The organism is Paractinoplanes globisporus DSM 43857 (assembly GCF_000379645.1).
GTDB lineage: Bacteria > Actinomycetota > Actinomycetes > Mycobacteriales > Micromonosporaceae > Actinoplanes > Actinoplanes globisporus.
The window spans coordinates 182,053-194,434 of the sequence record NZ_KB903339.1; the positions used below are offsets into that span (position 1 = coordinate 182,053).

The 12,382-nt window shown below is 71.9% G+C and carries 10 protein-coding genes; 5 read left to right on the top strand and 5 right to left on the bottom strand.

Annotation, left to right across the window (positions count from 1 at the left end; genetic code table 11):
* Positions 1 to 116: 116 nt before the first annotated feature.
* Positions 117 to 431: a type II toxin-antitoxin system PemK/MazF family toxin gene (locus A3CQ_RS0142885; RefSeq protein ID WP_020517138.1), complete on the bottom strand. Its 315-nt coding sequence runs from the start codon at positions 429 to 431 to the stop codon at positions 117 to 119.
* Between the two features lie 177 nt (positions 432 to 608).
* On the opposite strand from A3CQ_RS0142885, the gene gnd reads away from it, so the two are divergent.
* A complete protein-coding gene (gene gnd / locus A3CQ_RS0142890) occupies positions 609 to 2,048 on the top strand; it encodes an NADP-dependent phosphogluconate dehydrogenase (RefSeq protein ID WP_026206839.1) in 1,440 nt (479 codons plus the stop codon).
* Positions 2,049 to 2,195: 147 nt separating this feature from the next.
* Here gnd and A3CQ_RS0142895 read toward each other — a convergent pair whose 3' ends face one another.
* Positions 2,196 to 3,623 carry a DHA2 family efflux MFS transporter permease subunit gene (locus A3CQ_RS0142895; RefSeq protein ID WP_020517140.1) on the bottom strand — a complete coding sequence of 476 codons (1,428 nt, stop codon included), beginning with the start codon at positions 3,621 to 3,623 and terminating at the stop codon, positions 2,196 to 2,198.
* Between the two features lie 81 nt (positions 3,624 to 3,704).
* On the opposite strand from A3CQ_RS0142895, the gene A3CQ_RS0142900 reads away from it, so the two are divergent.
* The gene (locus tag A3CQ_RS0142900; protein ID WP_020517141.1) at positions 3,705 to 4,715 is read left to right on the top strand and encodes an RNA polymerase subunit sigma-70; all 1,011 of its coding nucleotides are present in this window, start codon (positions 3,705 to 3,707) and stop codon (positions 4,713 to 4,715) included.
* Here A3CQ_RS0142900 and A3CQ_RS0142905 read toward each other — a convergent pair.
* Positions 4,692 to 6,989: a putative bifunctional diguanylate cyclase/phosphodiesterase gene (locus A3CQ_RS0142905; protein WP_020517142.1), complete on the bottom strand. Its 2,298-nt coding sequence runs from the start codon at positions 6,987 to 6,989 to the stop codon at positions 4,692 to 4,694. The two genes, A3CQ_RS0142900 and A3CQ_RS0142905, sit on opposite strands and share 24 nt — an antisense overlap.
* Before the next feature lie 89 nt (positions 6,990 to 7,078).
* Complete coding sequence (gene pgm / locus A3CQ_RS0142910) at positions 7,079 to 8,722, bottom strand: phosphoglucomutase (alpha-D-glucose-1,6-bisphosphate-dependent) (RefSeq protein ID WP_020517143.1); 1,644 nt, start codon at positions 8,720 to 8,722, stop codon at positions 7,079 to 7,081.
* Positions 8,723 to 8,861: 139 nt separating this feature from the next.
* On the opposite strand from pgm, the gene A3CQ_RS56055 reads away from it, so the two are divergent.
* The 3 genes from A3CQ_RS56055 (at position 8,862) to yaaA (ending at position 11,746) form a co-directional block, all read left to right on the top strand.
* Positions 8,862 to 10,505: a copper resistance CopC/CopD family protein gene (locus A3CQ_RS56055; protein ID WP_020517144.1), complete on the top strand. Its 1,644-nt coding sequence runs from the start codon at positions 8,862 to 8,864 to the stop codon at positions 10,503 to 10,505.
* A gap of 67 nt (positions 10,506 to 10,572) precedes the next feature.
* Positions 10,573 to 10,914 carry an STAS domain-containing protein gene (locus A3CQ_RS0142920; RefSeq protein ID WP_020517145.1) on the top strand — a complete coding sequence of 114 codons (342 nt, stop codon included), beginning with the start codon at positions 10,573 to 10,575 and terminating at the stop codon, positions 10,912 to 10,914.
* Between the two features lie 31 nt (positions 10,915 to 10,945).
* On the top strand, positions 10,946 to 11,746 hold the full coding sequence (yaaA, locus tag A3CQ_RS0142925; protein ID WP_020517146.1) for a peroxide stress protein YaaA: 801 nt from the start codon (positions 10,946 to 10,948) through the stop codon (positions 11,744 to 11,746).
* A gap of 16 nt (positions 11,747 to 11,762) precedes the next feature.
* On the opposite strand, the gene A3CQ_RS0142930 is transcribed toward yaaA, so the two are convergent.
* Positions 11,763 to 12,353 carry an FKBP-type peptidyl-prolyl cis-trans isomerase gene (locus A3CQ_RS0142930; RefSeq protein WP_020517147.1) on the bottom strand — a complete coding sequence of 197 codons (591 nt, stop codon included), beginning with the start codon at positions 12,351 to 12,353 and terminating at the stop codon, positions 11,763 to 11,765.
* Positions 12,354 to 12,382 lie beyond the last annotated feature (29 nt).

A 12,382-nucleotide genomic window follows, 5' to 3' on the forward strand; every position in this document is an offset into this window, starting at 1 on the left:
CAGCCGAAATCGATACGGGTCCTGCTTACGGCAGTCGAAGCTTGAACGTCATCCCCCGTTCATCCGGGAGGCACCCGACCTGCGGTGGGGTCCGGGTCAGATCACCCGAAGGGGACTCATATTTCGAAAAGCTCGCGCATCGCATCAGTCAGGCGCGCCATGCTCGCCCCGGTCACCATGCCGATACGCTCCGCGCCGATCGATGCCGGCAGGCGGCGCATCCGGTTGACCACGACGACGCCGGTGATCGGGTCCTGTTCGGTCAGTGCCACCGCGTACGGCGGGAGCTCGGTGGCGCCGCGCTGCCGTACGATCGGTGCGCAGAACGGCGCCGCGTTCTTCCGGTCGTTGTAACTGTCGCCGGAGAGCACGAGGACGCGGTAGCGAAGATCGGTGCGGTTGCCGATGGTCCAGATCTCCCCGCGCCTCATCTCAGGACGTCCCGCTCGGCATGGGGCAGAGCCTACCGTCGGGCGGATCTTACGCGGCGCGCAGGTCACGGCGCGTCTTTTCGCCGGGTTCGGCGAAGACACGGATCGAACCAAGATCGGTCCTGCCCCGTAGGTAAGAATGAGGGCGTTGCAAGCAGCTAGGGAAGGACGTCAATGATGTCGGAGAAGGCACAGATCGGGGTCACCGGTCTGGCGGTGATGGGGCGCAACCTGGCGCGCAACTTCGCCCGGCACGGCCACACCGTGGCCTTGCACAACCGCTCCTACGGCCGTACGAAGGACCTCGTCGAGCAGTTCGGCGACGAGGGGAAGTTCATCCCGTCCGAGACCGCCGAGCAGTTCGTGGCCAGCCTGGAACGCCCGCGCCGCGTGGTGATCATGGTGAAGGCCGGCGGGCCGACCGACGCCGTGATCGACGAGTTCGCGCCGCTGCTCGAAAAGGGCGACATGCTGATCGACGCCGGCAACGCGCACTATCTGGACACCCGGCGCCGCGAGGCCGCGCTGAAGGAGATCGGCATCCATTTCGTCGGGATGGGCGTCTCCGGCGGCGAGGAGGGCGCGCTGCACGGTCCGAGCATCATGCCCGGCGGCCCCAAGGAGTCGTACGACGCGCTCGGCCCGCTGCTGGAGGACATCTCGGCCAAGGCGGAGGGCGAGCCGTGCTGCGTGCACGTCGGCCCGGACGGCGCCGGCCATTTCGTCAAGATGGTGCACAACGGCATCGAGTACGCCGACATGCAGCTGATCGCCGAGGCGTACGACCTGTTGCGGCAGGTCGGAGGCCACTCGCCCGCGGAGATCGCGGAGATCTTCAAGGGCTGGAACGAGGGCCGGCTCGGCTCGTACCTCATCGAGATCACGGCCGAGGTGCTCAAGCAGGTCGACGCCGCGACCGGCAAGCCGTTCGTGGACATCGTGCTCGACCAGGCCGAGCAGAAGGGCACCGGCCGGTGGACCGTGCAGGCGGCACTCGACCTGGGCGTCCCGGTCAGCGGCATCGCCGAGTCGGTGTTCGCGCGGGCGCTCTCGGGCGGTGCGGACGTCCGCAAGGCGGCGGCCGACGCCGGGCTGCCGGGACCGAGCGCAGGATCCGGCGAGCACGCGGGTGACCTGCGGGCGGACGTCGAGCAGGCGCTGTTCGCCTCCAAGATCGTCGCGTACGCCCAGGGCTTCCAGCAGATCCAGGCGGCCAGCAAGGAGTACGGCTGGGACATCGACCCGGGCGCGATGGCCAAGATCTGGCGGGCGGGCTGCATCATCCGGGCGAAATTCCTGGACTTCATCAAGCAGGCGTACGACAAGCAGCCCGAGCTCGCGACGCTGCTCGTCGACGACTACTTCCTCGACGCGGTCAGCGGCGCCCAGCAGGCGTGGCGGCGGGTCGTTGCCACGGCGGCGTCGCAGGGCATCCCGACGCCCGGCTTCACGTCCGCGCTGGCGTACTACGACGGCCTGCGCGCCAAGCGCCTGCCGGCCGCCCTGATCCAAGGCCAGCGCGACTTCTTCGGCGCGCACACGTACCACCGCATCGACAAGCCCGGCTCGTTCCACACCCTCTGGGCGACCGACGACCGCAAGGAAGTAGACGCATAGCCCGCTGGCCGATCGCCCGCTTCCCCCGGTGAGGAGCTCGACTCCTCACCGGGGGGCGGGAAAGTCGTATCCACGCACACGCCGTGGTAGCGCGGCTTTGCGCACCAGCTCACCGAGGAACGCCGGTGTCACTGCCGAGTGGCCGGCTCAGACCCGTCCACCGGCAGGCATCGGCTGTGCCGCCGCTGCGGCCGGCACAGCGGTGACGGCACGCGGCAGCGTCAACCCGGCCGCGGTCGCGCCCAGGGTCAGCACCGCCGCGACCAGCACGGCCGGGGTGTATCCGTCGACGTACAGCGCCGCCGACCCGTACCCGCCGGTCGCCGCGAACACCGCGCCACCGATCGCGACACCGAAGGCCCCGCCCAGCTGGCGCAGCGTGCTGAAGGCGCCCGACGCCTTGGCCAGGTCCGCCGGCCCGACCAGACTGACCGCCGACCGGGTGATCGCCGGGGTGGCGACTCCGAGGCCGGCGCCGCTGAGCAGGATCGGCACGACGAGGACGAGGTAGGACGCGTGCGGCGCGGCCGCCAGCGCCAGGGCAGCCGTGCCCGCCGCGAACGCCAGCGTTCCCACCGCGATCAGGTTCCGCGCGCCGATCCGGTCGGCCAGCGCACCGGCAGACGGCGCGAGCACCATCGGCAGTACGCCCCACGGCAGCAGCCGCAGGCCGGCGGCGAGCGGGCCGAGGCCCTGGCCGATCTGGAAGAACTGGGCGGTGAAGAAGATCGCTCCGGTCACGGCAGCGCTCAGGAAGAACATCGCCGAGTTTCCGGCCGAGAACGACCGGGACCGAAACAGCCGCAGGGGCAGTATCGGCGCCGGCACCCGGCGCTCCCACGCGACGAAGGCGGCCAGCGCGGCGATGCCAAGCACGGCGGCCCCGACCGTCTCCGCGCTGCCCCAGCCCGCGCCGTTGCCGCGGATCAGCGCCCAGACCAGGCCGGTGGCCGCGAGCCCGCCGAGGAGCAGACCGGCGAGGTCGACGCGTTCGCGCGCGCCGCGGCTCTCCGGTACCCGAAAGATCACCAGCGGGGCCGCGATCAGGGCGATCGGGACGTTGATCCAGAAGATCCAGGGCCAGGCCAGGCCCTGGGTGACCGCACCGCCGAGGACCGGACCGAGCACCACCGCGAGCGCGGTCACGCTGCCGTACACGCCGGTCGCCCAGCCCCGCCGCTCGGGCGGGAAGGCGGCGTTGAGCAGCGCCAGCGCGAGCGGCATGAGCACGGCTGCGCCCGCGCCCTGCACAGTGCGGGCCACGACCAGCGCGTCCACCGACGGGGCCAGGGCGCACCCAGCGGACGCGGACGCGAAGAGGACCAGCCCGGCGGCGAACATCCGGCGGCGGCCCAGCCGGTCACCCAATGCGGCGCCGGCCATCAGCAGAACGGCGAAGCTGAGTGTGTAGGCGTTGACGGTCCATTCCAGCTCCTCGAGGGATGCCCCGAGGTCGCGGTGGATCGACGGCAGCGCGGTGGCCACCACCAGCAGGTCCAGCACCACCATGAAGGAGGCGAGGGCGCTGAGCCCCAGCACCCACCGCTGCGTCTTCGTGATCGTTGTCTTGGTCATGTCCCTGTTGACACCGGACCGCCCAGAAACTGGGCGGCCCGGTGTCAACACGGTGAGAGGAGGAGGCGATGCGAGGATGCGATGGTGACCGGGGATCTGCTGATGGCGGCGCGGGCCGGCGACGGGGAGTCGTTCCGGGCGCTGGTGGAGCCGCACCGGCGAGAGCTGCACGTGCACTGCTACCGGATGCTCGGGTCGGTACAGGACGCCGAGGACATGGTGCAGGAGACCCTGATGGCCGCCTGGCGCGGGTTTGACGGGTACGCGGGCCGCGCCTCGGTCCGGTCCTGGCTTTACCGGATCGCCACCAACCGATGCCTGAACGCGCTGCGGGACGGCGCCAGACGCCCTCGCGCGGGCGCCACGTTCGGGGTCACGCCGCCACCACCGACCCGCCTGGTCGAGCCGAACTCGCTGCAGCCCTACCCCGACTCGCTGCTCGACGGCGTGCCGGACATCGCCCCCGGGCCGGAGGCACGGGTGGAGCGCCGCGAGGCGATCTCGCTGGCGTTCGTGACCGCGACGCAGTCGCTGCCACCGCGGCAGCGCGCGGTGCTGGTGCTGCGCGACGTGCTCGGCTTCCGCGCGGCCGAGGTGGCGGAGATGCTGGACACCACGGAGGAGTCGGTGACCAGCGCGCTCAAGCGCGCCCGTTCACGCATGCCGCGCGAACGCCCGGCGCGGGCGCGAGGCACGGAGGAGCTTGCGCTGGCCGCGGCCTTCGCCGACGCCATGGAGCGCGGCGACGTACCGGCGATGGTCGCCCTGCTCACCGACGACGCGTGGCTGACCATGCCGCCCGCGCCTCAGGAGTACCAGGGCCGCCAAGTCATCGGTGAGTTCATGCGAGTGGTGGCGTTCCGCGACGGCGCCCGCCGCTACCGGCTCATCGCGACATCCGCCAACGGCCAGCCCGCCTTCGCCGCGTACGGGTTCGATCGCGGCGACCCGGTCGGCCACCCGCGCGGCGTACTGGTGCTCACCATCGAGGGCGACCGCATCAGCGTCATCACCCGGTTCGAGAACAGCGCGATGTCCTGCTTCGGCCTGCCGGGGACGTTGGAAGGATCAGACCACCGCGATGGGGTCTGATGCCATGAGCGCGCCGGCCTCGTCCGCCGGGAGCGGCTTGGCCATGTAGAAGCCCTGGCCGAGGCGGTAGCCCATCTCGCGCAGGCGCTCGAGCTGGGCCTCGCTCTCGATGCCCTCGGCGACGGCCGAGAGCTGCAGGTACTCGGCCAGCTGGGCCACTGCCGCCGCAACCGCGAGACGGCCGCGGTCCTCGCCGTCGGCGATGCCGTCGACGAAGGACTTGTCCAGCTTCAGGACGTCGACCGGGAACGCCCGCAGCAGCGACAGCGACGACTGGCCGGTGCCGAAGTCGTCCAGCGCCAGGCGGACGCCCATCTCGTGCAGCGCGTTCAGCGTCTCGCGCACCTGGCGGCCGTCGGCCACCGACGACTCGGTGATCTCGACGACCAGGTTGCCCGGGAGCAGACCGGTCTCGCTGAGCACCGCCGCGACCTCGTCCACGAAGCCGGGCTCGCGCAGCTGCCGCACCGCCACGTTCACGTTGATCGCCTTGATCGCGCCGGCGCCGTGCTCGGCGCGCCAGCGGGCCAGCTGCTCGCAGGCCTCGCGCAGCACCCACGAGCCGAGCGGCACGATCAGGCCGGAGCGCTCGGCGACCGGGATGAAGTCGCCGGGCGAGACGAACCCGCGGACCGGGTGCTTCCAGCGCACGAGCGCCTCGGCGCCGTGCAGCCGGCCGGTCACGATGTCGAAGACGGGCTGGTACAGCAGGTACAGCTCGTGCCGGATGATCGCGTTGTGCAGCTCGGAGCCGAGCCGGGCGTGGTTGACCACGTCCTGGCGCATCCGCGGCTCGAAGCGGACGAACGCCGCCTTGCCGGCCGCCTTGGCCTCGTACATGGCGATGTCGGCGTTGCGCAGCACCTCGTCGGAGCTGTCGCCCGGCCCGGCGATCGCCACGCCGACGCTGGCGTGCGCGAGCAGGTGGTGCTCGCCGACCCGGAACGGCTCGGCAAGAGCCTGCAGCGTGCGGGTGGCCGCGTCCTCGGCGGTCTCCACGTCGTCGGCGTCGAGCAGCACCGCGAACTCGTCGCCGCCGAGGCGGGCGGGCAGGTCGCGGACCTCGCTGTTCTGCCGCAGCCGCTGGGCGACCTGGTAGAGCAGCTGGTCGCCGAGGGCCGGGCCCATCGTGTCGTTGATCATCTTGAAGTCGTCGATGTCGATCAGCAGCACGGTCGCCGGGTGGTGGGCGCCGAGCCGCTCGGTGAGGGCGTTGCCGAACCGGGTGCGGTTGGCCAGCCCGGTCAGCGGGTCGGTCATGGCCAGCCGCTCGAGCTCGGTCTGCTGGGTGCGGATGCCCCGCACGAGCCGCTTGTTCTCGCGCAGCCCGAGCAACTGCCGGGCGACCACGCAGACCACGATCAGCACGGCGCCGATGATCACCGCGCGCTCGCGGCCGTCCATCTGCCGGGCCGAGACGGTGATGACCAGCCCGGCCGTGGTCGTCACGGCCAGCAGCGGCAGGAAGTCCCACACCGAGCGGCGGTGCTTCGGCGCGGCCGGGGCGACCGGCGCCGGGCGGGCCAGCACCATCCGCTGCCGGTAGGCGGCGGCGGTGAAGGCGACCGCGACCAGCGGGACGCCGAGCACGGACACGACCAGGCGCGGGCCGGGCGAGCCGGCGATCAGCATCACGGCCGAGACGACCGCGACGACCGGGGCGACGGCCAGCAGGCGCAGCGCGAGGGAGTCGACCGGCGCGCCGGGCACGGCCGCGGCCTTCCCGATGATCACCAGGCCGACCAGGCTGGAGACGCCGACCGCGCCCGCCGCGACCCGGGCCGTGATGTCCGTCCCGGCCGGGGCGAAACTCAGCACGACGTACCAGAAGATCAGGGTGCCGGCGACGGCGACGGTGAGCGCGTCCAGCAGCGTGCGCGCCCAGCCGAGCGCGGTGTTCTCACCCAGCGGCAGCCGGCCGAGGGCGAACATGCCCCAGAAGATGCCCAGGACGTTCGGGATGGCCGTGTACAGGCCCATGCCGGCGTCGTTGTTGGCCATCACGGCGCCGCCGACGGCGGCGATCAGCAGCAGGATCGAGGCGTGCGAGATCTGCCGCCAGAACGCGCGGACCGGCCGGGACAGCTTGACCTGGGAGGCGATGCGCTGGCAGGCGTACCAGGCGGCGGTCATGGCGACCGGGGCGGTGAGGTAGCCGACGATCAACGGGCCCGAGCCGCGCACGGCGAGCCACACCGCCACCGCCACCACGGCGGCGACCGCGACCACCACGAGGCCCAGCCCGCCGCCCTGGGAACGGCGAACAGGACCCATGACGCGATCTGGCATGCGCTCCCCTGGGCTCCCGAACGGTCTGTCGTTGCGGCATACCTGTCGGCTGGGAGCCGGGGAAGCTGAGAAGATCAGCCGCGCAGTGCGGCCGAGACCACGGCGCGGGCCTCCTCCTGGATGCGGGCGAGAGCGTCGGGACCCTGGAACGACTCGGCGTAGATCTTGTACACGTCCTCGGTGCCGGACGGCCGGGCCGCGAACCAGCCGGACGCGGTGGCGACCTTGAGGCCGCCGATGGACGCGCCGTTGCCGGGCGCGGTGGTCAGCACCGCGGTGATCGGCTCGCCGTCCAGTTCCTTCGCCGAGACCTGGGCCGGCGAGAGCGCGGCCAGCACGGCCTTCTCCTCGCGGGTGGCGGGCGCGTCGATCCGGGCGTACGCGGGCTCGCCGAACCGCCCGGTGAGGTCGCGGTAGTGCTCGCTCGGGGTGCGCCCGGTCACCGCGATGATCTCCGAGGCGAGCAGGTCGAGGATGATGCCGTCCTTGTCGGTGCTCCACGCGGAGCCGTCGCGGCGCAGGAACGACCCGCCCGCGCTCTCCTCGCCGCCGAAACCGACATCACCCGACAACAGGCCGGGCACGAACCACTTGAACCCCACCGGCACCTCGTCGAGCCGGCGGCCCAGGTCCTCGGCCACGCGGTCGATCATCGAGGAGGAGACCAGGGTCTTGCCGATCGCGGCGCCGGCCGGCCAGCTCCCCCGCTGCCGGAACAGGTAGGAGATCGCGACGGCCAGGTAGTGGTTGGGGTTCATCAGGCCGCCGTCGGGCGTGACGATGCCGTGCCGGTCCGCGTCGGCGTCGTTGCCCGTGGCGACCTGGAACTTGTCCTTCTGATGGATCAAGGACGCCATCGCGTACGGCGAGGAGCAGTCCATCCGGATCTTGCCGTCCCAGTCCAGCGTCATGAAACCGAACGCGGGATCGACCAGCGGGTTCACCACGGTCAGATCGAGCCCGTACCGCGCGCCGATCTCGCCCCAGTAGGCGACGCTGGCCCCGCCCAGCGGGTCGGCGCCGATGCGCACGCCGGCCTCGCGGATCGCGTCGAGGTCGATCACCGAGGGCAGGTCGGCGACGTACCCGTCGAGGAAGTCGTAGCCCTGGACCTGCTCGGACGTGCGGGCGCGGGCGGCCGGCACCCGGCGCACCTCCTTGAGCCCGGCGGCGATCAGCGCGTTCGCCCGGTCCTGGATCCAGCGGGTGGCGTCGGTGTCGGCCGGGCCGCCGTTCGGCGGGTTGTACTTGAATCCGCCGTCGTAGGGCGGATTGTGCGAGGGCGTCACCACCACGCCGTCGGCGAGGCCGGAGGTGCGGCCGCGGTTGTGCGCGAGGATCGCCCGGGAGACCGAGGGGGTCGGCGTGTAGCCGTCGCGGCTGTCGATCAGCGTGGTCACGTCGTTGGCGGCGAAGACCTCGAGCGCGGTGATCATCGCGGGCTCGCTGAGCGCGTGCGTGTCGCGGCCTAGGAACAGCGGACCGTCGGTGCCCTGCGCCCGCCGGTACTCGACGATCGCCTGGCTGGTCGCGGCGATGTGGTCCTCGTTGAACGCCGTCTTCAGCGACGAGCCGCGGTGCCCCGAGGTCCCGAAGGCCACCCGCTCGCCGACCACGGCCGGGTCGGGGTGCTCGGTGTAGTAGCGCGAGACCACCCTCGGCACGTCGATGAGATCGCGGGGCTCGGCGGGCGTCCCGGCACGGGGATCAACGGACATGGGGGCCTCCCTCGGAAGCAGGTAACCTGCCTGGCAGCCTATCGATACCCGGCGGCGCGGACATCCGGGGCCGTAACCGGCTGTCCCCAGGTTGAACCTTTCCGCTACGGGATCCGAACTACGAGGTGTGACGAGGGCTGTGCGCGTACTGCTGGTGCTGTTTGTCCTGTTCGGCGCCCTCCTCGCCCCGGCCGGGCCGGCCAGCGCCCACGCCGCGCTGATCGGCTCCACGCCGGCGCCCGGCAGCATCATCGGCACGTCGCCGTCCGAGATCGTGGTGACCTTCAGCGAGGCGATCACCCCGGTCACCGGGCGGATCCAGGTGCTCGACCCGGCCGGCAAGCGGATCTCCGGCACGCCGACGGTCTCCGGCGACACGCTGCGCATCCCGGTCCGCCGCGCCGACCAGCCGCTCGGCACCTACCTGGTCAGCTACCGGGTGATCTCCGCCGACACCCATCCGGTCGGCGGCGCCATCACGTTCTCGGTCGGCGCGCCGTCGGCCTCGCCGCCGACCGCGGCCGACACCACGACCCATCGTTCGGTCGCCCTCGCCACGCCGGTCACGCATTTCCTGGGGTACGGGGGATTGACGCTGGCCGCCGGCCCCGCGCTCTTCCTGGCACTGTTGTGGCCGCGTCGCCGCTCGCGGGCGGGAGCAGTGCGCATGGCGTACGCGGGGATGGGGTTGATCTTTGTCGCGACGCTCGCGTCGCTGTGGACCCAGGCGCCCGCCAGCAGCGGAAGCGCCCTGTGGGACGTCTCGGGCACCGAGCTCACGCAGGTCCTCACCAGCTCCTACGGCCTCACGCTGATCGCCCGCCTCGCGGTGCTCGCGATCCTCGCCGGCCTCCTGCCTCCCCTGCTGCGCGGTGACGCCTCCCGGGCCCGCGGGATCCTCGTCCTCGCCCTGGCCGTCGGCGGGCTGGTCACCTGGCCGCTGACCGGGCACGCCGCCGCCGCGCCGCTCTCCCCCGCGATCGTCGCGTCGGACGTCGTGCACATCGCCGCGATGGCCGTGTGGCTCGGCGGCTTGATCACGCTGAGTGTGTTCCTGCTGCGCCGCACCCATCCGCGCGTGCTCGGCGTCCTGCTGCCGGCCTGGTCACGCTGGGCAGCGCTCGCGGTGGTCTGGCTGGTCGCCGGCGGCGTCGTGCAGGCCGTCGTGCAGGTCGGCTCGGTGCCGGCGCTGTGGCGCACCGACTACGGCCGCCTGCTGCTGGCCAAGGTCGCCGTGCTGGCCGTGACGCTGAGCGTCGCCTTCTTCGCCCGCCGCATGGTCAACCGCCGTCAGGTGGTCACCGCGGGCGCCGGCCGGATGCGCCGCACGGTCGGCATCGAGGTCGCCGCCACCGTCGTCATCCTCGGCCTCAGCGCCGTGCTGGTGCAGGTCAACCCCGGTCGCAGCGCCTCGGTCGACCAGGGCGCGGTCCGCGACGACGGCGTGTCGCAGACGCTGACCTGCCCGCTGTACACGCTGCAGTTCAACATCTATCCGGCCAAACTCGGCGACAACAACACGATCCACGCGTTCGTCTACACCCCGGCCGGCGCCCCGCTGCCCGCCGACGAGTGGACCGTCAGCTCGCAACTGCTCGGCCGGGATCTCGAGCCGGTGACCCAGCCGCTGCTCCCGCTGCAGCCGCGGCATCACGCGGCCGGCGCGATCGCGTTCCCCTATCCCGGGACATATGAGGTGAAGTTCACCGTCCGCATCGGCGAGCTCAACCAGGACACCGTCAGGACCACGATTTCCATCGGACCGGACACCACTTCGAGGTGACTTTCGGTCACCTTCTGGGCAGAGATAGGGCCACCACCCGTCCGCCCGCACCGGAGGTGCTTCAGCCGTGCACATCTCTGTCGTCGGCAACCCCGACGCCTCCGTCGTCGTGACCGTCCGCGGAAACCTGGACATCGACAGCGCCGCCGTCCTCACCACCACCCTCGACCAGGTCCTCGGCGGCCGGACCCCGCGCGTCGTCGTGGACCTCTCCGACGTCGAGTTCTGCGACTCCACCGGCCTGTCGGCCTTCGTGGTCGGCAACAACCAGGCCATCGCCGGCGGTGGCTGGCTCCGCCTCGCCGGCCCCAACAACTTCCTGGCCGACCTGCTGACCACGGTCGGCCTGACCACCCGCATGGGCGTCTACCCCACGGTCGCCGACGCGCTGGCCGCCCCCACCGGCTGACCTGCGGAAGGGCCTTGTCTAGTCTCGCGACGTGCTGATCCTGCTCCCGCCCTCCGAGGGCAAGACGCCCGCCACCGCCGGCGACCCCGTCGACCACGAGCGGCTGTGGCTGCCCCGGCTGACGACCGCCCGCAAGCGGGTGCAGACCCGGCTGGTGGCGCTGAGCAAGCGGACGAGCGCCCGCGCGGTCGCCGACACGCTGCAGGTGCTGGGCCTGACCGTGGGTCAGCGGGACGAGCTGGCACGCAACGCCGCGCTGCCGTTCGCGCCCGCGGCGCCGGCCGCGGAGGTGTACACCGGCGTACTCTACGAGGCGCTCGAGCCGGGCACGCTCGACCCCGGCGCACGGGCCTGGCTCGACGAGAGTGCGGTGATCTTCTCCGGGCTGTGGGGCGTGGTCCGCCTCGCCGACCGCATCCCGGCCTACCGTCTCTCGGTCGGGACGACCCTTCCCGCGCCCGTTGGCAGGCTCACCGCGTACTGGAAGAAGGTCTTGAAGCCGACGCTCGACCCGGCGGCCGCCGACGGCCCGGTGCTGGATCTCAGGTCCGGCGCCTACGCGGCGATGTGGAATCCGCCGGCGGCGAGCTCGGCCACCGTGCGGGTGCTGCACGAGCGGGTGGTGGACGGCGTCGCGCAGCGCTCGGTGGTCAGCCACTTCAACAAGGCCACGAAGGGCCGGATGGTCCGCGCGCTGGCCGAGGCGAACGCGGCCCCGGCCTCGATCGACGAGGTCGTGGCCGCGCTGCGGGACCTGAAGTACCAGGTCGAGGAGCAGCCGGCCGGCGCCGGAAAGCCCCGGCAGCTGGATGTGATCGTCCCCGAGCTGTAGTTGCCCGGCTGTTCGCCTACTGAGCGGCGAGGATGTCGACGACGAAGCGGAGGTCGCCCTGCTGATCGCCGTAGGCGAGCGCGGCCGGGACGTCGAGCTGCAGGCGGCTGCCGACCTTCTGGCCGACAATGCCCTGATCGAAGCCCGGGATGACCTGGCCGGTCCCGATCACCGTGACGAAGGGCTGGCCCTGCCAGGAGGAGTCGATGACCTCGCCGGTCTTGTAGGAGACCAGCTTGTAGTTGGCCGTGATGGTCTGTCCCTTTTGCACGACCGGGCCGGCGCCCTTGACGATCGGGACGACCGCCAGCTTGGTGAGGGGCTTCTTGCCGCCGGCCTTGACCTCGGGCTCCTTGGCCAGCGCGGCCGGGGTGTTCACCGCGACGGGCGCGGCCGGCGAGGGCTCGGCGGCCGGGGCGGACGCCGGGGCTGCCGCCGAGGGAACGGAACCCGCCACCGGCGACTTATCCGATTTCCCGTCCTTGACCAGGATGAAAACGACGACGAGAACGATGAGGATCACCACCCCGGCGGCGGCTCCCCCCAGCGCCTGGCCACGCCTTTTCGCCGCGTCGGCGGCGCCGTTCGGAGCGGTCTCGGTGCTCATATCGTTTTCGACTCTCCAATATCGGTCCC